We start from the raw sequence: 26,087 nt of genomic DNA on the forward strand, positions 1-26,087 counted from the left end.
GGAGGCTTCATGCCCTTGCAGAAAGACGACGTCATAGAATGTTCCATCGAATCCCTGGCCTTCGGCGGCCGGGGCGTGGCCCATGTGGACGGCATGGCCGTGTTCGTGGCGGGCGGATTGCCCGGCGACACCGTCACCGCCCGCGTGGTCAAGGCCAAGAAGCGGTTCGCCGAGGCCGAGCTCGAAACCGTGGTCACGCCGTCGTCCAACCGCGTGGAGCCGAAATGTCCGCATTTCGGCGTCTGCGGCGGCTGCGCCATCCAGGACCTGGACTATGCCGAGCAGGTGGCCCAGAAGGCGGCTCAGGTGGAGAACGCGCTCAAGCGCATAGGCAAGGCCGAAGGCTTCACCATGGACCCGCCCGCATCCTCGCCGTCGATCTGGAACTACCGCAACAAGATGGAGTTCGTCTTCGAGCAGCGTGACGACGGCCTGCATCTCGGGCTGCGCACCGATTCCCCGGCCGGGGAGAAGGGGCTGTCCCCGGTTCTCGATGTCGAGGAGTGCCGCCTGTGCGCCGACCGGGACATGGAAATCCTGCGCACGGTCCGCGAGTTCGCCCGCGCCTCGGGGCTGCCTGCCTATGATCCCTCCGAGGACGAAGGGTTCTGGCGGCATCTGGTCATCCGCCGCACCGCACTGAACGAGTCCATGGTCCACATCATTACGGCCGAAACTCCGCGTTATTACGACCGCGCCGAAGGGCTGGGCGAAACCCTGGCCGACCGGTTTCCGGAACTGACATCCTTCGTGCACTCCTCGCGCGCACGCCGTTCCCTGGCCGCCACCGGAGAGAAGGTGGTCTTCCGCCTGGGGACCAAGACCGTGGAGGAGATGGTCGAGCACGGCGACCGGCAGGCGCGCTACCACATCGCGCCCAACGCCTTTTTCCAGACCAACACCGGCGGCGCCGGAGAATTGTTCGGGACCATCCGCGAGTTCGGCGGCTTTACGGGGAACGAGACCCTGCTGGACCTCTACTGCGGCTGCGGAGCCATCGGCATCTTCCTGGCGGACAAGGTCGCCAGGGTCGTCGGCGTCGAGATCAGCGAGGAGGCCGTGTCCAAGGCATGGTCCAGCGCCAAGCTGAACGGCCTGGAAAACTGCGAGTTCACCGCCGCAACCCTGGACAGCCCGGCAGCCCTCAAGGCCCTGCCCAAGACCGACGTTCTGGTCATCGATCCGCCCCGGGCGGGTATCCACGAGAGCACGGCCAAGACCATCCTCGGCCTGTCGCCCAAGAAAATTCTGGCCGTTTCCTGCGACCCCTCCACCCTGGCCCGCGACGTCCAGCGGCTCTCGGAAAAGTACGAGCTGAAGCGCGCCCGCGCCGTGGACATGTTCCCCCACACCCACCACATCGAAACCGTGGCTCTGCTGGAACTTCGCTAGGCTGTCGGCCGCTCCCGCGGGGGCGGCGGATAGGCAGGCTTTTTGGCCCTGAAGGATGTTCGTCCTTCAGGGCCTTTTTGCGCGGCCGGGAAAAACCGCCGCATGAATTGCCTGTGGTTTGCCCTTCCCCCCGCGCCTGTCAAGCGGAGGGGGCATCCCGTTCGTCCGGCGGACGCAACGCCTTGGCATGTAAAGAATTGCGGAAAAACGTCGGATGTCTTTACATGTGGATAAATATCATGGCGTAAGAATGTGTTGTAATCTTTAGGCCATTTTGCGCGGTATGGAATTTGCTTTTAAGGGCCTAATCAACAACGCAAAAAGGGGGCGACTGCGCTATGAGACAAATTTTATTCGTTTTACTCACCATGCTTCTGTGCTCGACCACAGCCTTTTCGGCTCAAATCGATCTTTCGAATCTGACACCCTCCGGTACGTTTTTTAACGGAACGGACAACATCACTGACGGGTATGTTCCCAATGAAGGGTATTACTGGATGTCGCCGGAATCCACTTACTTCAGAGCCTACGACGGCGACCAGGAAGAGATTCTCTTCGATCTGGGCGCGCTGTACCGGGTGGACGACATGTTGCTGTCCGTGGACAACAACGACACCTATTATATGGAATATCTCAACGAAGACAGCGGGCTTTGGGTGAACCTGTTCACCATCCAGAACGAGTACGGCGAAATCGGCGGGGGGCTTGATACCATGACGACGTATGAAGGCGGCGAATACATCAGCGGTATCGACTTCGCCAGTGTGGAGACACGGTATCTGAAGTTCTGGGCCGATCCCGCGAACGATTCTTCTGTCGGCGACCGCAACTTCGCCATAGGCGAAATCCAGGCCTTCGGCGAATTGGCGCAGAACGGCCAGACGCCGCCCGTGCCGGAACCCTCCACCGTGCTGTTGCTGGGGATCGGGATTGCCGGTCTCGCCTGGGCGGGAAGACGGCGCAACCAGTAGTTTTCGCGCATGTCGACGCGACAAGGGACCGGCTGGAGCCGGTCCTTTTTTTTGCGGCCGTGCGCGGCCTTCGGATCAGTCGAAATCCGCCAGCAGCGCGCTGATCTGGATGCCCGCGACAACCGGGTGTTCGCGGTATTTCAGTTGGATGCGATAGAGGGCGTGGTGGAGCTGGCCCGACGAGATGCCGTTCTTGAGCGCCGTATGGGCCTCGATGTAGGCGGCGATGGAGTCCGATATCTTGAGAAGCGGGCCGTCCTTGGGGTCCAGGGTGTCGTGGTTGTATTTCCCGGCGAGGTCGGAATCGGACGTTTCGGTGACGGTCCCGTCCAGTACCACCGTGGCCTTGAATTCGCTGCCCACCTCCAGGCCGAGGAAGTATTCCAGCCGGTCGGCTATGTCCCCGTACCCGCCTTCGCGCAGGGGAGTGAGCACCACCCGGTGCAGCTCGAGAATTTCGTATTCGTGAATCAGGTCGCTGATGTCGCTGGAAGCCGCCTTTACCGGGGATATGATGTCCCGGGTGAGCAGTTCCGGCAGGTCGTGGAACAGGCCCGAGAAGAAGTTGTTCTGGCTGCGGGCGCGGCACGCCCCCACCTCCATGGAGAAGAACCAGGAGTAGGCGGCCACGATGAACATGTGGCCTAGCACCGAAGTCTCGGGCACGCGGGGAGTCTGGGACCAGCGTTTCTGGAACCGGAGGCGGCCGCACATGCGGGCGAACCCGCCGAGGACCGTGCCGTCCTCGTCCAGCAACTCGGCCACGCCCTTGAGGTCGCGCATGGCCTCCAGCCTGTCGATGAAGCTCTGTTCGATTTCCGTCAGTTCGTGGTCCATGCGGTTGATGGACTTGAGCAGCTTGAACTCGGAATAACTGGCGTAAAGATGGGCGGCGTGCAGGATGCGCCGGGCCAGTCCCTTGTCCTCGGGGTGCATGAGATAGTCGCTCATGCGGCGGATGAAGTCCTCGCCAAGCGGCATGATGCGCGGGGTCAGCTCTTCGAGGACCCAGTTCGTCAGGGTGCGGTAGTCCTCGGCGTTTTCCTTGATGCGGTAGAAGACCGGCGGCTTGATGTCCGTAATGACCAGCCGGTAGAGGTAGTCGAAGATGCCGCCCTCGATGATCGACTCGCCCAGGGCGCGCTTGCGCGCCACGTCCATGTCGCGGGAGTTGAGCAGGAAGAGCAGCCAGGCGACGATCATCTTGTGGCCCTGCTTGTCCACTTCCACCAGCTCCATGGGCCGCAGCTTGTCGTTCCATCGCTTCATGAACGCGCCGGAAAAAATGAGTTCGAGCAGGCTTTTTCGTATGATGACGGACATGAACGCTCCCTGGGTTGTATCGTGCGGATCAAGATTGCCGAAAATGGCCGGTGAAGGCAATACGCCCGGTTAAAGTCGTGTCCAAACACCGCTTGTAAAAAACCTTCTCCAGATGTATACAAATTCGAAATTGTTAACACGCAAGCGGAATGAGCCCGGATTTCGGGTGGTTGATCCGCCCGCGATCAAGCCAAGCAGGTCTGTATGCACATTTCGGAAGGGGTCCTTTCCGGTCCCGTTCTCTTGGGCGGGGCGGTCCTTACCGTGGCCGGAATGGCCGTCGGGCTGCGAAAGATCGACTACGACCGGGTCATGTCCGTGGCCATTCTGTCCGCAGCCTTTTTCATAGCCTCCCTCATCCATGTTCCCATCGGCCCGGCCAACGGCCACCTCATTCTGGGCGGACTGCTCGGCGTGGTCCTGGGCTGGGCGGCCTTTCCTTCCATCCTGGTGGCCCTGACGCTTCAGGCCGTGCTTTTCCAGTATGGCGGGCTGACTTCGCTTGGCGTGAACTGTTTCGACATGGCCGCGCCCGCCGTGCTTTGCTATTATATCTTCCGGCCCATGCTCGCGAAAGGTTCGGGCAGCCGGTTCGCGGCCGCCTTTGCCTGCGGTTTCCTGGCCATGCTGCTGAGCGCGACCTTGACCGCGGGGGCACTGGCACTGTCCGGCGACGAGTTCCGCGAAGCCGCCCAGGTGCTTTTCATCGCCCATCTGCCCATCATGGCGGTCGAGGGCGTCATCACCGGCTTCGCCTATTCCTTCCTGGCCAAGGTCAAGCCCGAGGTGCTGAGCTGCTGAGGCGGCCCGGAAGCGTTATTTCACAATTTGGAGGAGTTGCCATGAACCGTTTGATTCTCGCCGTGTGCATCGCCATGGCCGCGACCCTGTGTCTGGCCGCGGCGTCCGAGGCCCACAAGGTGAATATCTTCGCTTATGTGGACGGCGACCGTATCGTCACGGACAGCGGCTACAGCCGTTCCAACCGCGTCCATCAGGGCGAGGTCGAGGTCTACGACGCTGGTACCGGAGACAAGCTTCTGAGCGGCCGGACTGACGATCAAGGCGTGTTCGCCTTCGTCATCCCCGAGGCGGCCCGTGAAAAGGAAATGGATTTGCGGCTCCTGCTCAAGGCCGGACAGGGGCATCAGGCGGAATGGACCGTGAAGTACGAGGAATTCGCCGACGCCCCAAGGCCTGCGTCCGATATGGTCGCCGAGGAGGCTCCTGCCGCCGCCCCGGCCGTGCCTGCGGTTTCGGCGGCTCCCGCGTCGCCCGTCGTGTCCATGGAGGCCGCAGCGGGCGGGCTTACCGCCGCGCAGGTGGAAAGCATCGTCAAGCGCGAGGTGGAGCCGCTCAAGCGCATGGTGGCCGAGCTGCACGATACCGGGCCGTCCATGACCGAGATAATCGGCGGCATCGGCTGGATTTTCGGCCTGTTCGGTGTGGCGGCCTACATGAAGAGCCGCCGGAGACCATAATCCCGCCAATTCACCCAAAAAATCAGACTTGAAAGGTCGCGATTGTTGTCGCGGCCTTTTTTTTGTGTTAATCCCCTTCGTAAATATACGGGATTGCCCCGGCGGGTTTTGCCGGGGAAACGCCGCATGGCCGATGGGACGCTTTCGGCGGGAGGGGAAGGACCGCCGATACTGTCCAAAGCCCATTGCGGCTAGGTACGCGCGTACGGCATTCGTGTCGAATGCCGGGGTGCGTCCGGCGCGCTTTCGGCCGGGAAATCGATGAAACGCTCAAGCACAGTAACCAACAAAAGGGGCCACACATGAAACTGACCACACGGAGCCGCTACGGCACCCGCATGATGCTCGATATTGCGCAGCACGGTAAGGAAGGACCTGTGCGCATTCAGGACATCGCCGATCGCCAGGGCGTTTCCGCCAAGTATCTGGAAAAACTCATTCGCAAGCTCAAGGAAGTGGGCTTCGTCAAGTCCAAGCGCGGTCCTCGCGGCGGCCATTCCCTGGCCAAGCCCGCGTCGGAAATCCCCATCGGAGAGGTGGTCCATGCCCTGGAGGGGGATGGCTCCCTGGTGGAGTGCCGCTCCGGCGACAAGGGGTGTGCCCGCATGAAGGACTGCCTGACGCGGAGGCTGTGGCAGGAGGCCGCCGACGCCATGTACGACCGGCTGAACACCTTCACCTTGGCCGACCTCATCAATGATGCCGAGCAGTGCGGCAGCTCCTCGGTGGAGCCGTGGAGCCGCGGCGGATTCTGATTCGTCCGGACGCATTGCGTGCGGCCGTCACCTGATTCTCCTTCTTCAAACGCTTGTTTGCGGAGAGCAAGTGTGTAAGAGTGGAGCTGGCGAAAACCGCCGGGAGGGTGTCATGGCCAGAATCCTTCGCGACCCGGTAAGCGGGCTGACGCACTGCATTGCAGCGGGCTTGGCCGTGCTCGGCACGGTCCTGCTCATCCTGCGTGCGGTCAGCCCGGTCCTGCCGTGGCACATTGTCACCTTTTCCATCTTCGGCGGGGGCATGATCCTGCTCTACACCGCCTCGACCCTGTACCATTGGCTGCCCGTGAGCGAGGATTGGGTCCTGTTCCTGCGCCGCGTGGATCATTCCATGATTTTCTTCTACATAGCGGCCACCTACACGCCCATCTGCCTGATTCCCCTGCGCGGTCCGTGGGGCTGGTCCCTGTTCGGGGTCATCTGGGGGCTGGCGCTGTCCGGCATCGTCATGAAGGTCTTCTGGATCACCGCCCCGCGCTGGCTGTCCACCGCCATCTACCTGGGCATGGGCTGGCTCGCTTTGGTCGGCATTTATCCTTTGGTCATGGCCATGCCCCCGGCTTCGCTTGTCTGGCTTGTGGCGGGCGGCGTGGTTTACTCCCTGGGCGCGGTCGTCTACGCCGTCAAGTGGCCGGACCCGTTCCCCAAGCGATTCGGTTTCCACGAGATATTCCATCTCTTCGTCATCGGCGGCTCATTCTGCCACTTCGTGGTCATGTACTGGTACGTCTAGCAGCGGCTGCCGAAATCCGTGAGCAGGCTTTTCAGGAGTACGCGGCCGGTCCTCGCGCGGGCCGCGCTACACTGCGGCCGTACGCGCTCTGCTTAACGCATTCAGCCTTCTTTGAATGGCTTCTCCGGGAGCCTCGTTCCGGGGAGCGGCCGGGGTGGAGCCGCCTTTCCGGGCGAAGCCCGCATCCGTGCCGTAGGCCGCACAGTGCAGAAGCGCTATATTCATGAGGTATAAGTGCGTCTGTTCTAAATCCCACTGCCAGAAGAAACGGATGGCGGTGGGACAGACCGCCTGGAGAAGGAAAACGGAGAGAATGTAGGCGCCCCATCGGCGGTAACGGCGGCTGGTCGGCATTCCCTGGAATCGGGAGTGCGGTTTTGCCACGGTGAGCCGGTGCAGCATGGCGAGGAGGGCCAGGTATACGAGGATGCATCCGGCAATGGCGAACGTGAGCACCTCGCCTTGGGTGGCGGCGTTTTTGTGCGTGATTATCAGGCTGGCCACCGTCGCGCCGATGGTGAGAGATTGGATCAGAATGTACGCCATGGAGTATTTGAAGCTCCGCCATCGGCTGTCCGTCGTCTTCGGCACGATGGCGAGCTTTACCTTCGCCATGATGGGCTGGACCATGAAAAGGAACAGGATCAGCGGGAATATTCCGGCCAGCCATGCCGCTTCGGAGCCCTCGCGGGCCAGAACAAAGGGACCCACGATGGCGAGCAGGGCGAACAGGCCGACGAAAATGAAAAAGCGGAGCCAGCGGCGGGACCGGCTTTCGAAATCGAGGAACCTGGCCGGACGGAGCACCGTGAGATACAGCGTCATCGGCAGATATATGAACGCCATTATCATGGAGAGCATTACCGGCAGGGCCGAGTTCGGCACGCCGTTTTGGGCCAGTGGTTTGCGGAGCAGCACGGCAAGCGCGGTGAAGACGGTGAAATAGGCCAGGGCGAAGAACACGCCCCTGGTGATGGGCGCGGCGGGGTATGCTTCAGGCGTCGTCGACGGTGACGGTGGAGCTTCTTCTGTTTCTCCGTCGTCCCATTCCTCGTTGGGGGAATACAGCATCCCCAGGAAAAGCAGGGCGGGGATGGCCAGGGTGATGTGGAAGGCCGGGGAATCGCTGTGCAGGAGCAGGAGCGCGGGCAGGAAGACCAGCCCGGCATACAGGAGGAGGTACATCAGCCAGCGCATGATACGCGTCGGCGTCGATTCGAAGGCGAACCGTTTTTGCGGCCGGAGGATAATCAGGTAAAGGCTCAAGGCCACGTAGAACAGGGCCGCCGCCGTTTGGGTAAGGGCATGGGCTTCGTTGGCCGCCGCGCCAAGGGACTGCGTCCATTGCTGAAGCAGAACGTAGGGCGGGTAGTAGAGGGCCAGGGCGATAAGATAGCGCTTCAGGTACATGGCGGAACTCCATGGATGGCGGAACGAGCCGTTGAGTGGAAGCGCGAGGGTATGCGGGAGGGCGCACAAAAGGACGCTTTTGTGCCAGAGCAGAAAAATTAAATACCCTGGCGAATTCGGCGTTGTCAATGTGAAGGAGTGGCCTCTCTGGAGACCTGGGGGTTGTACGCGTTCGAGGATTTCCGCCTGCCGGGGTATCCTTCTTTTCATTTTTATCCAAACCTGTATTATTTGATCTGAAAACCGTAAGGGAGGGTCTATGAAGACTACTGATAAAGGCATGAATCCGTATCTGGCGGGAGCGTTGACCGGCCTGCTCCTGGCGCTTTCCGTGTTGCTGGCGGGCAAGTATTTCGGGGCGTCCACCTCTTATGTCCGCTCCGTGGGGCTGCTTGAGATGGCGGTGGCTCCCGGTCATGTCGAGGCCACGGACTACTTCATGAAATACTTTGGCGCGAACGGCGGCATCGACTGGCAATGGCTGTTCGTCATCGGTATTTTTTTCGGCTCCTATCTGAGCGCGAATTTTACCGGCTCCTTCGCCTGGACGCCGTTGCCGGAAATCTGGAAGGAGCGCTACGGCGAGCGGTCGGGGCTGCGTTTCCTTCTCGCTTTCGCTGGCGGGGCCATCGCCCTTTTCGGCGCGCGTATGGCCGGGGGCTGCCCCAGCGGGCACGGCCTGTCGGGCATGGCGCAGATGACGATCAGCGGAACGCTGGCCATGGTGGCGTTCTTTGTCGGCGGCGTCGCGACCGCCCGTATTCTCTACGGAGGGAAATAGCATGACGCTCGCAATGGGACTTTTTACCGGCGTGTTGTTCGGCGTGCTTTTACAGCGCGCCCGCGTGCTTCGTTTCGACAAGCAGCTCGGCGCACTTCTTTTCCGCGACATGACCATCGTCAAATTCATGTTTTCGGCAATCGTGGTCGCCGCCGTGCTCATTCACCTGTTCGTCGACCTCGGCCTGGTCTCCCTGTCCGTCAAGGCCACGTCGTTGGGCGGGCAGCTTGTCGGCGGCCTGCTGTTCGGCGTGGGTTGGGCGATTCTCGGCTACTGCCCGGGCACTGCCTGGGGCGCGTTCGGCGAAGGCCGTTTCGACGGCCTCTGGGGCATCCTCGGGGGCTGGTTCGGCGCAGCCCTGTATGCCGAGTTCTATCCGTCCATGCAGTCCACGGTTTTGTCCTGGGGAAACTACGGCAAGCTTACGTGGGCTTCGCTGCTCGGCGTCAACCACTGGATTCCGGTCATCGTCCTGGCTGCGGGCGCAGTGGTGTTGTTCAGGTTCTTCGAGAAGAAGGGGCTGTAGGCGTCCAGCGGCGGGCCTCGCGCGTGACGGTTCGCAGCGTCCCGCATACGCGCGTGGGCCTATGTTGTTTCGGAAACGATCGGGAAAGCGGCTGGAATCCGGGAAGGAGGAAGGCGCAAAAAAAGTGGGCGGCATCCGGGGTGCCGCCCACTTTTATTTGTTCATGCGATGCCTAGTGGCGATTGTTCTTTATGGCCAGGCGGACGCAGTAGGCTGCGCCGCCCCAGGTCACGCCGAGGCCGACGCACATCATGATGATAGCGGGTACGGACATAGTGTTCTCCTAGTGTTGGCGAGCGAAGCCGAAGGCGGCAGGGCGCTTGGTCAGGCCCAGGGCGAGGACGAAGGTCACGGGCAGCAGGGACCAGCCGAGAATGAGGAGGTCCTGCTCCGAGTATCCGCCGTACGGGGTGCCCAAGTCGGTGATGACGTTCATGACGAAGGAGTAGCCGAGCACGGCCACGGTGACGAGTTTGAGGCACAGCTTCCAGGCGGTGCCGACCTGGAAGTCGGAAACCGCGTTGACGTGCGCGTTGAGCTCGTCAAGACCGACGATGTAGCTCATCAGCACAATCTCCGCCAGGGCGAGGCCGAGGATGCAGAGGTTGTTGACGAAGTGGTCGACGATATCGAGGATGAGCAGTCCGCCGCCCGTGGTGAAGACCAGGGTGAGGACGTAGCCCAGCAGGCAGACCATGGAAGCGGTCCGCTTGCGGCTCATGCCGAACTTGTCGATGAAGGACGAGCTGACGGCCTCGACGATGGAGATGTGCGAGCTCACTCCAGCCATGGTCAGGCAGAGGAAGAAGAGGGTGCCGACGAACACCGGCGCGGGCATGGTGTTGATGGCCGCGGGGATGGTGATGAAGGCGAGCCCGACGCCGGCTCCGGCCACTTCGGAGATGTCCTGGCCGGTGGCGTGGGCCATGTTGCCGAGCACGGAGAAGATCATCACGCCCGCCAACAGGGAGAAGCCGCAGTTGATGAACACGGTCATGGCCGCGTTGTTGCTGATGTCCGACTCCTTGGGCAGGTAGCTGGAGTAGGCCAGCATGATGGAGAAGCCGATGGACAGGGAGAAGAATATCTGGCCGTAGGCGTCAGCCCAGACCGAGAAGTCGGCCAGCTTGGAGAAGTCGGGGTGGAAAAGGTAGTTCAGCCCCGAGATGGCGCCGGGCAGGTTGATGACACGGGCGATGAGCACGATCACGAGCAGGAAGAGCAAGGGAATCAGAATCTTGCACGCCCGCTCAATGCCCTTGCGTACGCCCGAGGTGATGGCCAGCCAGGTGATGCCCCAGGCCAGGGTGCAGGCTGCGAGGATGGGCCACTGGATGGAGCCCAGATGCAGCGGAGAATCGGTCAGGCCCAGGTAGTCGCCGAAGAAGAACGCCTTGGGATCGCTGCCCCAGGAAACGTCCAGGGCGAAGACGGTGTAGTTGATGGTCCAGCCGATGACCGCCACGTAGTAGATGGAGATGACAAGGGCGACCATGACCTGCATCCAGCCGAGCCATTCCCATTTTTCACCCAGGGCACGGAAAACCTTGGGTGCGGAACCTCGATACTTCTGGCCCATGCCGAACTCGAGGATCATGAAGGGAATGCCCGCGGTGAGCAGGGCGAAAATGTAGGGGATGAGAAAGGCGCCGCCGCCGTTCTCGTAAGCCATGTAGGGGAAACGCCAAATGTTCCCCAGTCCGATAGCGGACCCGACCGCGGCCAGCACGAAACCGGCGCGGGAGCCCCACTGTTCACGTTGAGACATAGTTCACCTGCGATTTTTTAGCGTACGCCGCACAGCCGCGTGCGGCTTCCGTGTAGCGGAAGGGTGCCCCCCCAGAACCCGGATGGAGAAAAAGAGAACGGGACGGCCCTTGCAGGCGTCCCTCACCCTTTGTCCGCGAACGGATTGTTGTATAAAAGCGGTATGTCTGTATGACAAATTAACTCGGCTGTCTACTTTCAACAGGGGGTTTTGCCGGGGAAAATTCGATTTTTGCGGGTAAAAAGGGAAGTTTTCATGGTTTTTTCGGGTGAAAAACCGAAAAAAACGCTTTCAAGACTCCCGCGCGGGCCGAAAATCGGCTTTTGGGCCCGCGCAGGCGGTCTCCTAGAATGTCAGGATGGTGTAGCCCTTGTCCATGTAGGCGGCCATGGACGGATGGCCGGACATGTCGTCGAGCAGGGGCATCCCGGAAGCCTTCACCGCGTCGAGTACGCCCAGTTTGGACGAGCACGCCTTGCACGCGCCCGCCACGAGTCCCGCCTGCCTGGCCTTTTGATAGAGCGCGTGGAACGGGTTTTCCGGTTTTTCCAGCTCGGGCACGAGCTTCACCGCCGCGCCCTCGAAGACGATGATCGCCTCCTTGTCCCTGTCCTTCATGTCCAGCGCGTTGAGCAGGACGTGGACGAAACACATCAGTTCGCCGTTGAACGCATAAAGACAATACATGGTCGCTCCTTGTTTTGCCGGGTCCCCCCGAAAAGGGACCAATATTATTAACTTCCCGCTTTCGCGCCAGGACGCCGCAGAGCGAAAAATCCCGCGCCGAAGGCGCTTACAAGGGATGCAAGGGGGCGAACCCTTGCCCGCCGGAGGCGAAATCATCGACTATCGCCGCGAAGCGGCTTTCAACGCCTGATTCCCTCTTCAGGGAGTCAGGGGTAGTTCTGAAAAAAACAGGCCCTCCGACGGTAGCCGGAGGGCCGATGTATGGTCAAATTCGATTTAGTCGAAGGCCATGGAGACTTTCCACTCCTGCCAGACCTTGCCCACCAGGGCCGGGCCGGGATTGAGTACCGGTTTGCCCGGCCTCCAGCCGGAAGGCGTGGCCTTGGTGCCCTTGGATTCGCGCACCAGTTGGAACGCCTGAATCTGGCGCAGGGTTTCATTGACGTTGCGGCCTACGGGCGGGGTCAGGACTTCGAAGGCCTGTACCACGCCGTCGGGATCGATGAGGAAGCGGCCGCGCACGTCGACGCCGCCCGCGTTATCGTAAACGCCGTACTGGGTGCCCACCGCGCCGCCGCCGTCGGACAGCATGGGGAAGGGAACCTTGCCTCGGGTAATCATCTTGGAAAGTTCGTGGTCCACCCACATTTTGTGCACGAACATGGAATCGGTGGACATGGACAGGACCTGGACGCCCAGCTTCTCGAATTCTTCGTTCTTTTCCGCGACCGCGGAAATCTCGGTCGCTCAAACGAACGTGAAGTCACCGGGATAGAAGCACAGGACGACCCACTGTCCGAGATATTCCGAGAGGGTGACGGAACCGAACAGGCCGTCGATGTAGGCGGGGGCGGTAAAATCTGGGGCCTTCTGGCCGACGCGGATCATGGAGCCTCCTTCTGGTTTGGCGGTTGGAGTCGGGGCCTGCTCCTCGGGCTGAGAGGGGGCCGCCACCTTGGGGGCGGGACGCTCGCACGAGGGATCTTTGATTTCAGGCATGATTGTCTCCTTTGTTTTTGGCAATTGATCAGCCTTTTCAAATCGACAAAACTGATAATAGGTACTGCTATGAAGATATCAAGCTATTTTTGAACATATGCCTAATTGTCGCAATGAGAGGCGAGGATCGGGAGAGGGGCGGCCGTCGGCCGCCGGAGAAACGGAGTGGACTCAGCGGACGCCGCGTTTAATCAGGAAATCGGAGTATTGGGAGTCTGTTCCCTTCATGTGTTCCGTGGTCCAGTCGCGCAGGAATTCATAGACCGTCAGGTCCAGGCAGGAGGCGTTCCGCTCGTGCTCTCCGATGAGTTCGTGGACCTTGGTCGTCAGAACCTGGTGTTCGTATTGATGTTCGGCGAACAGGTCCTCGGGGTAGCCGTGTTCGAGCAGGAGCTGCTCTTCGTGGCCGAAATGATAGGTCGTGTAGTCGGCCAGTTCGTTCAGCACATCGCCCATGACGGTTTTTCCAACGTCATCCATGATGGCCTGGAATAGCTTGTCGGTCAGGGCGATGAGCCGTTTGTGTTGCTCATCGATGGAGGGGACGCCCACGGAGAGCGATTCATACCAGTCCAGTCGGTGATTATCCGTCCGCATGTGCAATTTCCTCTTGAAAAGGGGATGAAATCAAATCCGCAGCGTTGTCACGTTGTGTCAGTGTGGATGCCGGTCGGGATGTATGGTGGAGTTGAGAATAGTTTGTGAAGAGGCGAAGAGGCAAGTGTTGCCGGCAAAAAAAAGGAGCTCCCCCCATCCTTGAGAGGAAAATCAGGCGTTGAAAGCCGCTTCGCGGCGATAGTCGATGATTTCGTCTCCGGCGGGCAAGGGCTCGCACCCTTGCATCCCATGTTTGCGTCTTCGGCGCGGGATTTTTCGCTCTGCGGCGCCCTGGCGTGAAAGCGGGGAGTTGAAAAAAAGCCCCGGGAAATCCCGGGGCTTGATTCTTCTGGTCGGAGTGGAGGGATTTGAACCCCCGGCATCCTGCTCCCAAAGCAGGCGCGCTACCAGTCTGCGCCACACTCCGTCTATCGGTTTGAGGACTTCATCTCGCCCGGACGAAGCCGTGCGTAGCGGGGCGGACGGCGGTCAGGAACCGTTTCGCATCCGGCCGGGGCGGTCCTCAACCGTCCGTCCGGACTCGCGCTGTTGCGCGCGACCCCCCGCGAGGGTGAGCATACCTACTGAAAAAGTGGGCCGTTTGCAAGTCGGTCAGCCCAAATCGACTCCGTGGATGCGCTGTCAGCAGTCCGAGCACCTGCCGTCGCGGATGCCCCGCACGCGGGCCGAGAATCCGGAACGGTTGATGAGCTCCCTGCCGCAGCCGGGGCAGACGGTGTCCTGTTTGTTGGAGCCGGGCATGTTTCCGATGTAGACGTATTGAAGCCCCTTGGCCTTGCCCATGTCGTAGGCGGTTTCCAGCGAGTTGCCGGAGGTCGGCGGGGCGTCGGTCATCTTGTAGTCGGGGTGGAACCGGGAGATGTGCCACGGCGTGTCGGTGCCGATTTCGCGGGCGAGGAAGTCCGTCAGCCGGTCCAGTTCGCCGGGCGAATCGTTTTTGCCGGGGATGAGCAGGGTGGTCACTTCAAGCCACCAGCCGAGCTCGTGCTTGATTTGCTTCAGGTTGTCGAGCACGGGCTGGAGCCGGGCTCCGGAGATGGCCTCGTAGAACGTTTCAGTGAAGCATTTGAGGTCCACGTTGATGGCGTCGATGTCCGGGCCGAGGGCGTCCAGGCATTCGCGGCTCATGAAGCCGTTGGAGACCATGATGTTCTTGAGTCCCCGTTCATGGGCCAGCCGGGCCGTGTCCTGCATCAGCTCGAAGAAGATGGTCGGCTCGGAGTAGGTATAGGAGATGGACGCGGCTTCGAGCCGGATGGCTTCCGCGACCAGGTCCTCGGGGGACATCTCCCGGCCCAGGATGGGACTGCCCGTGCGCGGCGGCTGGGACAGGGACCAGTTCTGGCAGAAGGTGCAGGACAGGTTGCAGCCCATGGTGGCGAAGGAGAAGGTCATGGAGCCGGGCAGGAAATGGTAGAGGGGCTTTTTTTCGACCGGGTCGAGATTCAGTGCGGCGACCTTGCCGTAGTTCAGGGAGAACAGGACGCCCTCCCTGTTCTCCCGCACACCGCACCGGCCTCGCCCGCCGGGCCTGATGGCGCAAAAATGGTTGCACAGCCTGCATTGGACCGCGCCGTCCTTGAGAGACTTCCACAGTCTGGCCTCGATCATGGCGTCACCTCCGGATTCACTTCTTCGGGGCAGTCTTGTCCCCGAGGTCGGGCCTTTCGTCGCGGGGCCAGGATACGTCGGGGTCGACGGCGATGATGACCTTGTCGTACCAGTCCGTCTCTTCCGTCTTCGGCTGGTGCGAGTCGATGGTCGAGTCGCCCGCCTCGTTGACGCCGAAGGTCGTCACTGGCTGTTCGCCCTCCACGGGCCGCGTGCCGAAGGTGTTGTCCTGGCGGTTCTTGGCCGTGTCCTCGTTCTTGAATTTGCTTTGGGCGGCTCCCGGAGCGGGCGTCAAAAGAGCAAGGGCCAGGGTCAGGACGGCCGGGACGATGAAAAGGCGCATGGTTTCCTCCACGGCTAACGGTACTGTCACATTCATATATAATAGACACGGGATGCGGCCTTGGCAATGCAAATGGAAAGCCGTCCACTTGTTGCTTGAACTTGGTCCGCCTTCCATCTATAAGCGACCAAAGCCAACCGAGGAGAGACTCATGAGCGACAGCGCCAAACGATCCCAGGCCTACACCGCTGCTGGTGTGGACATCGAGGCGGGCAACGAATTCGTCCGCCGTATCAAGGACATGGTAAAGTCCACTTTCACGCCCGGCGTAGCCACGGACATCGGCGGCTTCGGCGGCCTGTTCAAGCCCGAAATCTCGGGCATGGAAGCCCCCATGCTCGTTGCCGGAACCGACGGGGTGGGCACCAAGCTCAAGATAGCCTTCATGTTCGACAAGCACGACACCGTGGGCATCGATCTGGTGGCCATGTCCGTCAACGACGTGCTCGTTCAGGGCGCGACCCCGCTTTTCTTTTTGGATTACTTCGCCACAGGCAAGCTGGAGCCCGGCGTGGCCGCCGAAGTGGTCTCCGGCGTGTGTGAAGGGTGCCGTCAGTCCGCCTGCGCCCTGCTCGGCGGCGAGACCGCCGAGATGCCCGGCTTCTACCCCGACGGCGAGTACGACCTTTCCGGTTTCGCCGTGGGCATGGTCGACACTCCGAAGCTCGTCACCGGCAAGGAGATCACGCCCGGCGACGTGCTCATCGGGCTGGCGTCCTCCGGCGTGCATTCCAACGGCTGGTCCCTGGTCCGCAAGCTCCTCGGCGAGTCCGGGCTGGACAAGGACGATATCTTTCCCGGTACGGAAAGGACCGTGGCCGAGGTGCTCATCGAGCCTACCCGAATCTACGTCAAGCCGGTTCTCGAACTCATGGAGTCCCTGCCCATCAAGGGTATGGTCCATGTCACCGGCGGCGGTTTCTACGACAACGTGCCCCGCATCCTTCCCGAGGATGTGGCCGCCACGGTGCAGTTCGGCTCCTGGGCCATGCTTCCGGTATTCGATTGGATCAAGAACCAGGGAGACCTTTCCTGGCCTGAAATGCTTCAGATTTTCAACTGCGGGATCGGCTACATCCTTATTGTCGACCCGGCGCACGCCGACGAGGCCCTCGAGAAACTCGACGCCCGCGACGACGTCGAAGCGTACCGCATCGGCGAGATCACCAAACGCCAGGACGCCTCCGAACAGGTCGAAGTCGTTTTCCCGTAGGGATATTCCCATTGCCAAAAAAAGGCCGCTCCTGATGGAGCGGCCTTTTTTCGTTTCCGGCCCGCCGGTTGTCCCGGCGACGGAAACCGTCCCTAGCCACGGTACGGATTGAAATAGCCGTAGTCGATCCAGGGGAGAGCCTTTTTGAGCCGTTTCCTGAAGTTGTTGAAACCCATGGAGGGAGAACGTCCGAAGGGAGCCATGAGCTTGAGATAGAGCTCTGGGTCGAGGTTGAGATTACGCAGCTGGATGAAGTCGTAGCGGCACGCCTCGCCCAGTTCGACCAGCGCGTCGAACTCTTCCTCGGTATCGGTGACGCCGGGGAAGAACAGCAGGTTGAGGGAGACGAACAGGCCGACATCGTGGGCCTTGCAGATGGTTTCGCGCACGTCGTCGAAGGAATAGCCGCGCGGCCGGTAGTACGCCTCGTAGGGGCCTTTGCGCGCCGAGTTGAGGCTGACCCTGATGGAGTTGACCCCTGCGACTTTGAGGGCGGGCATGGCCTGGTGGCGGGAACCGTTGGTGTTGACGTTGACCGTGCCGGTGCCGCCTTCGCTCCGGTATTGGGACACAGCCTCGCAGATGAGTTCGGCTTCGAGCAGAGGCTCTCCCTCGCATCCCTGGCCAAAGGAAAATATGGGGCGGCGTTCCCGCGACTCGTGGCGGCGCATGATCTGAACGATCTCATCGGCCGTGGGGCGGAACGCGATGCGGCATTGCGGGGAGGGGAAACCGGAATCCTCGGGCTGGTGCGAAATGCAGCCCACGCATTCGGCGTTGCAGGCCTGGGAAGTGGGCAGGGGGCATTCGAAGCGTCCAAGGGACAGGTTCTTGGCCGCCGGGCAGCCGCTGGTCAGGGCGCAGCCCGCCAGATGGTTGACCAGGCGGTTCTCGGGCATCTCGGCCAGGAGCTGATGCGCTCCGGCCTCGATGCGGTCGGGCGGAATATGGGTGAACACCTGCCGTTTGTCCTCGTCCACCTGCTTGGCGCAGACCCAGAAACGGCCGTTGGCATAACCGATGGCCGCGTAGGAAAGCAGGGGCAGGATCGGGGCGTCGTCGTCGGACTCGTAAGCCGCTATCCCGGTGACGGTATGACCCGGACAGACGAAGGCCGCCACCGCCAGCTCCTCCATGACCTCGGCCTGGCCGTCTTCCTGGCTGTAGCCCATGGCATGGCGGCCGGGGAGCATGAAGAATTCTGATTCCTCGGGCAGGGGTATGATTTCGTCGGGCCTGGGCAGGCCGAATTCGTCGCCCCGCCGGACCATCAGCAAGAGGTCCGGGTGGTCGAAAATCTCGCCGTCCGCCGAGGCGAACAGCATACGCGGTTGTGGTTTGTTCTTGGATGACATAGTGGCGGCATTCTATGTGCAAACAATGGTTCGGGCAAGAATTGAATGCGGGTCGGGCCGTTTCGCCGCGCAAAAAACAGGTTTTGCCGTGTAATGCGATCTGGGCGTTCGGTATGGCCGATTTCCTGCAAAACGCTTGGATAATCTCCGGGAGGCGCGGCCGACGCAATCGGCCGCACATGCGAAAAGACCGGCTTCCTTGAGGGGAAACCGGTCTTGAGTGGACTGAATATCCGATTCTCGGCTTAACGCTTGGAGAACTGGAAGGAAGCGCGGGCGCCGCGGAGGCCGTACTTCTTACGCTCTTTCTTACGAGCGTCGCGGGTCAGCAGACCGGCGGGCTTGAGCACGGAGCGCAGTTCCGGATCCAGGTCGCAGAGGGCGCGGGCGATGCCGTGGCGCAGGGCCTCGGCCTGGCCGGACACGCCGCCGCCGGAGCAGTTGGCCTTGATGTCGAAGCGGTCGAGCATCTTGACCAGCTTCAGCGGCTGCTGGACAACCATCTGCAGGGTCTTGCGGGGGAAATAGTCCTCGAAGGGACGGCCGTTGACGGTGATCTGCCCGGTGCCGGCATAAAGGCGGGTGCGGGAGATCGCATTCTTACGTTTGCCAGTGGCGTAGGTGAAATCGCTCATGATTATCCCCGATTAGAAATCCAGAGGTTTGGGAGCCTGGGCCGCGTGCGGGTGCTCGGGACCGGCGTAGACCTTCAGCTTTTTCAGCTGCTGGGCGGCCAGTTTGTTCTTGGGCAGCATACCCTTGACGGCGGCGGTGATGACGTTCTCGGGCTTGATGTCCAGCATCTGGCGCAGGGTCTTCTGCTTCAGGCCGCCAGGATGGTTGGTGTGCTTGTAGTACATCTTGGCGTCCATCTTCTGGCCGGTGACTTTGATCTTATCGGCGTTGATGACCACCACGAAGTCGCCCATATCCATGTGGGGGGCGAACTCCGGCTTGTGCTTGCCGCGCAGACGGGTGGTGATCTCGGTGGCCAGTCGGCCCAGGATCTTGTCCGTGGCGTCGACGATGAACCATTCGCGGTTCGCGTCTTCCGGCTTCGGGCTATATGTCTTCATAAAAATGCTCCTTGCAGATTCTCAAGAAGGGGACCTTTACGGGCATCCTGCCCGCCTGTCAACCCATTTCAATATATATGAGTGGTCACGCGATCAGACCGCCTGGCCAGGAAGAACGGGTTGTAACGGGGTGTTCTTCAAAGCCGGTGGGCAGACCGGGAGAAGGTACTTACCTGAAAACCGAGTCGGCCACAAGCTTTTTGTTTGCGCGAATCAACTCGACGTATTTCGGTGCGTCCGCTCGATATGATTGATGAAATATTGTATTGAACGCCATTCCCGCCCCAAAAAAGTGACCAATATATTTAACTCCCCGTTCCCGCGCCGGACCGCCGCAGAGCGAAAAAGCCCGCGCCGAAGGCGCAAACATGGGATGCAAGGGTGCGAGCTCTTGCCCGCCGGAGGCGAAATCACCCGATTATCGCCGCGAAGCGGGTTTCAACTCCTGATTTCTCCCCCCTTTTTTTAAGGAGTAAAAAACAGCTCCCAAGCAAAGTGACCAATATATTTAACTCCCCGTTCCCGTGCCGGACTACCGCGGAGCGAAAAAGCCCGCGCCGAAGGCGCAAACATGGGATGCAAGGGTGCGAGCCCTTGCCCGCCGGAGGCGAAATCATCCGACTATCGCCGCGAAGCGGCTTTCAACCCCTGACTTTCCTCCTTTAAAGAGTAAGGAGCAGCTCCCCTCAAAAGAAAAGGCCCCCAGGCGGGAAAACTCGCCGGAGGCCTTTGGATTCGATTTTGCAGATTGCCTTACGCGGAGACCAGCTCCTTGAGCTTGGCCAGGGCGTTAGCGACGCCTGCCGGATTGGAGCCGCCTGCGCGGGCCAGGTCCGGACGGCCTCCGCCGCCTCCGCCGACTTCGCCCGCCACGGGCTTGATGAGATCGCCCGCCTTGAAGCGGTCGTGCAGGTCCTTGGTCACGGCCAGGGCCACGGAAACTTTGCCGTCCTCGTGAGGCGAGACCAGGCAGATGATGCCGGAAGGCAGCTTGGAGCGCAGGGCGTCCATCTGTTCGAGCATGACGCCCATGTTCGGGGCCTCCACTTCGACAGCCAGGACCTTGACGCCGTTGATCTCCTCGATCTCGCTCATCATGTCGCGGCCCGCGCCGGAGGCGAGCTTGCTCTGGAGGGTCTTCATTTCCCTGTGCATGTCCTTGACCTGCTGCTGGAGGTCCTTGACCTTCCGGGCCAGGTCGGAGGGTTGCGCCTTGAGCATGGCACCGGCCTCGGAAACGGCTTCGCGGCGCTCGTTGAGCCAGGCAACGGCGTTGTGGCCGGTGGCGGCTTCGATGCGCCGGATACCCGCAGCGACGCCGGATTCGGAGGTGATGACGAAGGAACCGGCGATGCCGGTGTTGTCCAGATGGGTGCCGCCGCAGAATTCCATGGAAACACCCGGCACTTCGATGACCGAGACCGTGTCGCCGTACTTTTCGCCGAACAGGGCGGTCGCGCCCTTGGCCTGGGCGGCTTCGATGGACATGACCTCGCGGGTCACGGGGATGGCGTCGAAGATGGCCTTGTTGACCAGGGTTTCAACTTCGTGGATTTCCTCGGGGGAAAGGCCCTTGATGTGGGTGAAGTCGAAGCGCAGCCGGTCCGGTCCCACCAGTGAGCCAGCCTGCTTGGCGTGGTCGCCCAGCACCTTATGCAGGGCGGCGTGGAGCAGGTGGGTGGTGGTGTGGTTGCGCATGGTCGCCAGGCGCTGCGTGCGGTCCACGTTGAGGAAGGCGGAGTCGCCCGGCTTGAGGACGCCTTCCGTGACGTTGATCTTGTGGGCGGTCAGATTCTTGGACGGCTTGACCGTGTCGAGGACGTCGGCCTTGCCGTTCTTGGCCGCGATGGCACCGGTGTCGCCCACCTGTCCGCCGGACTCGCCGTAGAACGGTGTGACCTTTGCCACCATCCAGCCGGACTCGCCGTCATTGAGCGCGTCCACGACCACGCCTTCGGGGGTCAGGAGGTAGGCGATCTCGGACTGGTCGGCCATGGTCTCGTAGCCGGAGAACTCGGAAGTCACATCCTGCTCGAGCAGGGTCTGGAACACGGAGGCCACGTCCTTTTCGCCGGACCCTTTCCAGGCGGCCTTGGAACGCTGCTTCTGCTCCTGCATGAATTTGTCGAACTCGGCCTCGTCCACGTCCATGGAGTGCTGTTCGGCCACGTCGCGGACGATGTCGATGGGGAAGCCGTAGGTGTCGTAGAGCTTGAAGGTGGTCTCGCCGGGAACGACGGTCGCATTGGCCTTCTTCAGTTCGGCCAGCTCCTCCTCAAGCATTTCGAGGCCCTTGTCCAGGGTCTTGGCGAAGGACTCCTCCTCGCCCCGGACGACCTCAACCATGAAGTTGCGGGTCTCTTCCAATTCCTTGTAGTGGCCGCCCATGTCGTCGATGACCTTGGAGGCCGTCTTCCACAGGAAGGAGCCCTCCAGGCCCATGAGTTTGCCGAAACGGTAGGCGCGGCGGATGAGGCGGCGCAGGATGTAGCCCCGGCCCTCGTTGGACGGCAGGACCTGGTCCGGAATGAGGAAGGCGATGGCCCGGGAGTGGTCGGCGATGACCTGCAAGGCCGTGTCGATTTCCTCGGACTGGCGGTATTTCACGCCCGCAAGCTCGGCCGTGTAGCTGATGATGGACTGGAAGAGGTCGGTCTCGTAGTTGGAGTGCACGCCCTGGACCACGGCGGCGATGCGCTCAAGGCCCATGCCGGTGTCGATGGAGGGGCGGGGCAGGTCGGTCCGGGTGCCGTCCTCGGCCTGATCGTACTGCATGAAGACCAGGTTCCAGATTTCAAGGAACCTGTCGCAGTCGCATTTGCCGATACCGCAGTTCGGGCCGCAGCCCACTTCCTCGCCCTGGTCGTAGTGGACCTCGGAGCAGGGGCCGCAGGGGCCGGTGTCGCCCATGGACCAGAAGTTGTCCTTCTCGCCCAGGCGGTAAATGCGGTCGGTCGGAACTCCGGCGACCTTCTGCCACAGCTCTCCGGCCTCGTCGTCATCCTTGTAGATGGTGATGTAGAGGCGGTTCTTGTCGAGCTTGAGCTCCTCGGTCAGGAACTCCCAGCAGAACCGGATGGCGTCTTCCTTGAAGTAGTCGCCGAAGGAGAAGTTGCCGAGCATCTCGAAAAAGGTGTGGTGGCGGGCCGTGCGGCCCACGTTTTCCAGGTCGTTGTGCTTGCCGCCCACGCGGAGACACTTCTGGGACGTGGTGGCGCGGATGTAGTCGCGCTTTTCCTGGCCCAGGAAGAGCTTCTTGAATTGGACCATGCCCGCGTTGGTGAAGAGCAGGGTCGGGTCGTCTTTGGGGGTCAGCGGAGAGGACTCCACAATGGTATGGCCGTTCCTCTCGAAATATTCGAGGAACCGCCTGCGAATTTCATTGGCTTTCATCGTTTTAATGTTCTCCAGGGAAAGGTATTGCCGAATAAAAGCGCCCCGGGCTCTAGGACCGGGGCGCTCCTTTCGGGCTGAAAATCGGGCTATTCGCCGGAGTCACCGGCATCGCCGGCGTCACCAGTGGTTTCCTCGGGCGCGTCGCGGAATCCGAGGTGGGTCATAAGGGCCTCTTCGATGGCCTCGGCGAGGTCCGGGTTGTCCGTGAGCAGGGCGCGGACGTTCTCCTTGCCCTGGCCCAGCTTTTCGGAGCCGAAACCATACCACGCGCCGGACTTCTCGATGATGCCGTTCTCGACGCCCATGTCGATGAGCTCACCCATGCGGGAGATGCCCTGGCCGTAAAGCACATCCACTTCGGCCTGGCGGAAGGGCGGGGCCACCTTGTTCTTGACCACCTTGATGCGGGCGCGGATGCCGTACGCCTCTTCCTTGTCCTTGAGGGTCTGGATGCGGCGGATGTCGAGACGGCAGGACGCGTAGAACTTGAGCGCGTTGCCGCCCGAGGTCGTTTCGGGGTTGCCGTAGCCGGTCATGCCGATCTTCATGCGGATCTGGTTGATGAAGATGACCACGCAGTTGGACTTGTGGATGGTGCCGGTCAGCTTGCGCAGGGCGTGCGACATGAGCCGCGCCTGGCTGCCCACCTGGGTTTCGCCCATCTGGCCTTCCAGTTCGGACTGCGGGATGAGCGCGGCCACCGAGTCGATGACCACCACGTCCAGCGCGCCGGAACGGACCAGCAGGTCGGCGATTTCGAGCGCCTGCTCGCCGTAGTCGGGCTGCGAGATGAGCAGCTCTTCGGTCTTGACGCCGAGCCGTTTGGCGTAGCCGGGGTCAAGGGCGTGTTCGGCGTCCACGAAGGCCGCTGCGCCGCCCCTCTTCTGGGCCTGGGCGATGATGTGCAGCGCCAGGGTGGTCTTTCCCGAGGATTCGGGGCCGAAGATTTCGATGACGCGTCCGCGCGGCACGCCGCCGATGCCGAGCGCTATATCCAGGCCTATGGAGCCGGTGGGGATGGCGGGGATGGAATGCGACGCCTCGTCATCCAGGCGCATGATGGAGCCTTTGCCGAACTTGCGTTCGATGGTGGTCAGGGCGGTGCCGAGCGCTTCCTTGCGCAGGGCATCGGGGTCTACGGCTTTACGGGCCATGTGGTTTCCTCCGAAATTTACTGGCGGCAACAAACGAGCAACACGTTTGGATACCAGATACGCCTTCTGCGGGCAACACCCATATATATGGGGAAAAAGCGCGGGATGCACGGCGGGTTGCGGGGCGCGGGCGGGGTGAGCCGCGCTCCGGGACTTGCCCTCGGCGCCGATCTCACATAATGGACCCTCCCATGGCGGAACAAAAAAGATATGATGCGCTGGCGCTGCTCTCCGGCGGCTTGGATTCCATTCTGGCCATGCGTACGGTCATGGACCAGGGACTGTCCGTTCTGGGACTGCACTTCGTCACGCCCTTTTTCGGCAAGCCCCACCTCATCCCGTTCTGGCGGAGCCATTACGGCATCGAGGTTGTGGAAGTGGACATCAGCCAAAAGTATGTGGACATGATCCTCGACGGGCCTTCCCAGGGGTTCGGCAAGTGGCTCAACCCGTGCATCGACTGCAAGATCGTCATGCTCGGACACGCGCGCGGGCTCATGGCCGAATACGGGGCGAAGTTCCTGATCTCCGGCGAGGTCATCGGCCAGCGGCCCATGAGCCAGCGGGAAGACGCCCTCAACTTGATCACCAAGCGGGCCGAGGTGCGCGATCTGCTTCTGCGCCCCCTGTGCGCCGGGAACCTTCCGCCCACGCCCATGGAGGAATCCGGGCTGGTGGACCGGGCCCGGCTTCACGACTGGCACGGCCGGGGGCGCAAACCGCAATACGCCCTGGCCGAACAGTACGGCTTCACCGAGATCCCCACACCGGCGGGCGGCTGCTGCCTGACCGAGTCCCAGGGCGCGGCCCGTTTCGTCAAGCTGCTGACCCATCGCGACCGGCCGACTCCAAACGATTTTTCCCTGGTCCGCGCCGGACGGCAGGTCTGGGCCGGGTCGCACTGGCTGGCTTTCGGCCGAACTTCCGTCGACAACGATCAACTCGCCGCCTGCGCCGAGCCGAACGACTATGTCTTCAAGCTGGCCGACCTGCCCGGTCCCCTGGCAGTGGGCAGACCCGTCGCGGGCGACTGGGAGCCGGAGACCGTGCGGGACGCCGCCGCCCTGGTCAGCTCCTATTCGGGCAAGGCGCGCAAGCTGTTCGAGTCCACGGGCGAGCCTACTCGCGTCAGCGTCAGCCGCGGCGGGAACGTGGAAATCGTGTCCGTGGTCCCGGCCCGCGAGACTGCTCTTGCCTGGTCCGAACCCGCTCCCGACCTGGTCCGCGAGTGGAAAAAGAAAGAAGTGAAAGCTTAACTTGCTTCCGCCAAATCCTTCTCTTAGAGTTTTTCGATGTTCATCGATATAGTCACTTTTTGTGTCTCGGCTTTTCTGCTTTGGTTCGGAGCCAACTGGATAGTCGCCTCGGCGGCGCTCATTGCCCGCAAGTACAACGTCTCTGAGCTGGTCATCGGTTTGACCATCGTGGCGGTAGGTACTTCGGCACCGGAATTTCTGGTGACCTTGAACGCTGCCTTCCGGGGGCAGAACGACATTTCCCTTTCCAACGTGGTTGGCTCCAACATCTTCAACCTCGGCTTTATTCTCGGCGTGATGGCCATGATAAAGCCGCTTGTCTCGAACCGGACCATCGTCTATCGCGACGGCCTGCTCCTGTTCCTGACCACTGCGGGCATCCTGGCCGTGTCGTTCACCGGCACCCTGGGGCGCTTCTTCGGCGGATGCCTGATGACCCTGCTCATAGGATACCTCATCTATCTCGGCCGGAAGCGTGAAAACGTGGGGGCCGAGGAGCTGGAGGAGACCAGGGGCAAGGTCGCGACCTGGCGCGACGGAATCTGGCTTGTGGCCGGTTTCGCCGCCATTTCCGCAGGCGGGCACCTGATGGTTACCGCAGCCTCGTCCATCGCGGCCGACTTCGGCGTGTCGTCCTGGGTCATCGGCGTGACCATCGTGGCCGCTGGCACGTCCCTGCCCGAGCTTGTCACCTGCCTGGCCGCATCCGTACGCGGCAAGAACGAGATGCTGCTCGGCAACCTCATCGGTTCCGACTTCTTCAACTTCGCGGGCGTGCTCGGCCTGACCTGTCTGCTCAAGCCGCTGCCCGTTTCTCCCGAGGCCTCTTCCGGCCTAATCCTTTTGGTGGCGATGGTCGGTCTGGTCATGATCCTCCTGCGCACCGGCTGGAAGCTCACACGCTGGGAGGGCGGACTGCTCGTGGGCATCAACCTCTTCCGCTGGGCCCACGACTTCATGCAGTAGGCGCAAAGACGCGCGCGGTCCCGGTGCTTCCGGGGGGCGGCACGTATGCTTCGGTCCGCACCGAAAGGGCGGAAATTCCTCTCCCCAAACCGTCAATCTTCGACCTGCCTGTCGCGCACAGGCAGGTCTTTTTCGTTGTGGGGTCCTCCCATCCTCGTCCTTTCCGCGCAGGGCGGGCCGTATGCATTGCGGTCCTGATTCCTGCTCCCGTCGGGGCCGTCCAAGGCTGGGGGGAGAAATGGTGTTGTGGCT

25 protein-coding genes and 1 tRNA gene are annotated in these 26,087 nt (G+C 61.6%); 11 read left to right on the top strand and 15 right to left on the bottom strand.

Annotated features, from left to right (window positions below; all coding sequences use genetic code 11):
- The first annotated feature begins 9 nt into the window (after positions 1–9).
- Both rlmD and PSN43_RS03435 read left to right on the top strand, forming a co-directional pair.
- Positions 10–1,392, top strand: coding sequence for a 23S rRNA (uracil(1939)-C(5))-methyltransferase RlmD (gene rlmD, locus PSN43_RS03430; RefSeq protein WP_272699320.1), 1,383 nt, complete (start codon positions 10–12; stop codon positions 1,390–1,392).
- A 497-nt stretch (positions 1,393–1,889) separates the two neighbouring features.
- Positions 1,890–2,363, top strand: coding sequence for a PEP-CTERM sorting domain-containing protein (locus PSN43_RS03435; RefSeq protein ID WP_272699321.1), 474 nt, complete (start codon positions 1,890–1,892; stop codon positions 2,361–2,363).
- Between the two features lie 75 nt (positions 2,364–2,438).
- Here the strand turns inward: PSN43_RS03435 and PSN43_RS03440 are convergent, their stop codons facing one another.
- The gene (locus tag PSN43_RS03440; RefSeq protein ID WP_272699322.1) at positions 2,439–3,686 is read right to left on the bottom strand and encodes an HD domain-containing protein; all 1,248 of its coding nucleotides are present in this window, start codon (positions 3,684–3,686) and stop codon (positions 2,439–2,441) included.
- Positions 3,687–3,890: 204 nt separating this feature from the next.
- Here PSN43_RS03440 and cbiM point away from each other — a divergent pair, with 204 nt between their 5' ends.
- From cbiM to trhA, 4 genes are all read left to right on the top strand, one after another.
- Complete coding sequence (gene cbiM / locus PSN43_RS03445; RefSeq protein WP_272699323.1) at positions 3,891–4,487, top strand: cobalt transporter CbiM; 597 nt, start codon at positions 3,891–3,893, stop codon at positions 4,485–4,487.
- A 41-nt stretch (positions 4,488–4,528) separates the two neighbouring features.
- Positions 4,529–5,167, top strand: a complete 639-nt coding sequence (locus PSN43_RS03450) for a hypothetical protein (RefSeq protein WP_272699324.1) — start codon at positions 4,529–4,531, stop codon at positions 5,165–5,167.
- 302 nt (positions 5,168–5,469) lie between these two features.
- Positions 5,470–5,922, top strand: coding sequence for an RrF2 family transcriptional regulator (locus PSN43_RS03455; RefSeq protein WP_272699325.1), 453 nt, complete (start codon positions 5,470–5,472; stop codon positions 5,920–5,922).
- A gap of 112 nt (positions 5,923–6,034) precedes the next feature.
- Positions 6,035–6,676: a PAQR family membrane homeostasis protein TrhA gene (gene trhA / locus PSN43_RS03460; protein WP_272699326.1), complete on the top strand. Its 642-nt coding sequence runs from the start codon at positions 6,035–6,037 to the stop codon at positions 6,674–6,676.
- 66 nt (positions 6,677–6,742) lie between these two features.
- Here trhA and PSN43_RS03465 read toward each other — a convergent pair whose 3' ends face one another.
- Complete coding sequence (locus PSN43_RS03465) at positions 6,743–8,086, bottom strand: hypothetical protein (RefSeq protein WP_272699327.1); 1,344 nt, start codon at positions 8,084–8,086, stop codon at positions 6,743–6,745.
- 259 nt (positions 8,087–8,345) lie between these two features.
- On the opposite strand from PSN43_RS03465, the gene PSN43_RS03470 reads away from it, so the two are divergent.
- Complete coding sequence (locus PSN43_RS03470) at positions 8,346–8,867, top strand: YeeE/YedE thiosulfate transporter family protein (protein WP_272699328.1); 522 nt, start codon at positions 8,346–8,348, stop codon at positions 8,865–8,867.
- A 1-nt stretch (position 8,868) separates the two neighbouring features.
- Positions 8,869–9,393, top strand: a complete 525-nt coding sequence (locus PSN43_RS03475) for a YeeE/YedE thiosulfate transporter family protein (RefSeq protein ID WP_272699329.1) — start codon at positions 8,869–8,871, stop codon at positions 9,391–9,393.
- Positions 9,394–9,565: 172 nt separating this feature from the next.
- On the opposite strand, the gene PSN43_RS03480 is transcribed toward PSN43_RS03475, so the two are convergent.
- The 8 genes from PSN43_RS03480 to PSN43_RS03515 form a co-directional block, all read right to left on the bottom strand.
- The gene (locus PSN43_RS03480) at positions 9,566–9,667 is read right to left on the bottom strand and encodes a MetS family NSS transporter small subunit (RefSeq protein WP_272699330.1); all 102 of its coding nucleotides are present in this window, start codon (positions 9,665–9,667) and stop codon (positions 9,566–9,568) included.
- A gap of 9 nt (positions 9,668–9,676) precedes the next feature.
- Entirely contained in the window at positions 9,677–11,161 is a 1,485-nt protein-coding gene (locus tag PSN43_RS03485) for a sodium-dependent transporter (RefSeq protein ID WP_272699331.1), read from the bottom strand.
- Positions 11,162–11,506: 345 nt separating this feature from the next.
- The gene (locus PSN43_RS03490; RefSeq protein WP_272699332.1) at positions 11,507–11,848 is read right to left on the bottom strand and encodes a DsrE family protein; all 342 of its coding nucleotides are present in this window, start codon (positions 11,846–11,848) and stop codon (positions 11,507–11,509) included.
- A 276-nt stretch (positions 11,849–12,124) separates the two neighbouring features.
- Positions 12,125–12,847, bottom strand: coding sequence for a thioredoxin-dependent peroxiredoxin (gene prxU, locus PSN43_RS03495; protein ID WP_272699333.1), 723 nt, complete (start codon positions 12,845–12,847; stop codon positions 12,125–12,127).
- Positions 12,848–13,018: 171 nt separating this feature from the next.
- Positions 13,019–13,444 (bottom strand): bacteriohemerythrin, encoded by a 426-nt coding sequence (locus PSN43_RS03500; RefSeq protein WP_272699334.1) that lies wholly within the window; start codon positions 13,442–13,444, stop codon positions 13,019–13,021.
- Positions 13,445–13,794: 350 nt separating this feature from the next.
- Positions 13,795–13,871 (bottom strand) — tRNA-Pro (locus PSN43_RS03505).
- Positions 13,872–14,086: 215 nt separating this feature from the next.
- A complete protein-coding gene (gene amrS / locus PSN43_RS03510; protein WP_272699335.1) occupies positions 14,087–15,076 on the bottom strand; it encodes an AmmeMemoRadiSam system radical SAM enzyme in 990 nt (329 codons plus the stop codon).
- 16 nt (positions 15,077–15,092) lie between these two features.
- The gene (locus PSN43_RS03515) at positions 15,093–15,449 is read right to left on the bottom strand and encodes a hypothetical protein (protein ID WP_272699336.1); all 357 of its coding nucleotides are present in this window, start codon (positions 15,447–15,449) and stop codon (positions 15,093–15,095) included.
- Positions 15,450–15,570: 121 nt separating this feature from the next.
- Between PSN43_RS03515 and purM the strand changes: the two genes are divergently transcribed.
- Entirely contained in the window at positions 15,571–16,632 is a 1,062-nt protein-coding gene (gene purM / locus PSN43_RS03520; RefSeq protein ID WP_272699337.1) for a phosphoribosylformylglycinamidine cyclo-ligase, read from the top strand.
- 92 nt (positions 16,633–16,724) lie between these two features.
- Here purM and PSN43_RS03525 read toward each other — a convergent pair whose 3' ends face one another.
- The 5 genes from PSN43_RS03525 to recA form a co-directional block, all read right to left on the bottom strand.
- Positions 16,725–17,987 carry a radical SAM protein gene (locus PSN43_RS03525; RefSeq protein WP_272699338.1) on the bottom strand — a complete coding sequence of 421 codons (1,263 nt, stop codon included), beginning with the start codon at positions 17,985–17,987 and terminating at the stop codon, positions 16,725–16,727.
- A 245-nt stretch (positions 17,988–18,232) separates the two neighbouring features.
- Positions 18,233–18,622, bottom strand: a complete 390-nt coding sequence (gene rpsI, locus PSN43_RS03530; RefSeq protein ID WP_442874862.1) for a 30S ribosomal protein S9 — start codon at positions 18,620–18,622, stop codon at positions 18,233–18,235.
- Between the two features lie 12 nt (positions 18,623–18,634).
- Entirely contained in the window at positions 18,635–19,063 is a 429-nt protein-coding gene (rplM, locus tag PSN43_RS03535; protein WP_272699339.1) for a 50S ribosomal protein L13, read from the bottom strand.
- Positions 19,064–19,816: 753 nt separating this feature from the next.
- A complete protein-coding gene (gene alaS / locus PSN43_RS03540; protein WP_272699340.1) occupies positions 19,817–22,456 on the bottom strand; it encodes an alanine--tRNA ligase in 2,640 nt (879 codons plus the stop codon).
- Between the two features lie 89 nt (positions 22,457–22,545).
- Positions 22,546–23,613 (bottom strand): recombinase RecA, encoded by a 1,068-nt coding sequence (gene recA / locus PSN43_RS03545; RefSeq protein ID WP_272699341.1) that lies wholly within the window; start codon positions 23,611–23,613, stop codon positions 22,546–22,548.
- Positions 23,614–23,804: 191 nt separating this feature from the next.
- Here recA and PSN43_RS03550 point away from each other — a divergent pair, with 191 nt between their 5' ends.
- Positions 23,805–24,869, top strand: a complete 1,065-nt coding sequence (locus PSN43_RS03550; protein ID WP_272699342.1) for a tRNA(5-methylaminomethyl-2-thiouridylate) methyltransferase — start codon at positions 23,805–23,807, stop codon at positions 24,867–24,869.
- A 36-nt stretch (positions 24,870–24,905) separates the two neighbouring features.
- On the top strand, positions 24,906–25,835 hold the full coding sequence (locus tag PSN43_RS03555) for a calcium/sodium antiporter (protein ID WP_272699343.1): 930 nt from the start codon (positions 24,906–24,908) through the stop codon (positions 25,833–25,835).
- Positions 25,836–26,087: the final 252 nt, after the last annotated feature.

The sequence above is a fragment of the Desulfovibrio sp. Fe33 genome, assembly GCF_028532725.1.
In the GTDB taxonomy this organism is placed as follows: Bacteria; Desulfobacterota; Desulfovibrionia; order Desulfovibrionales; family Desulfovibrionaceae; genus Pseudodesulfovibrio.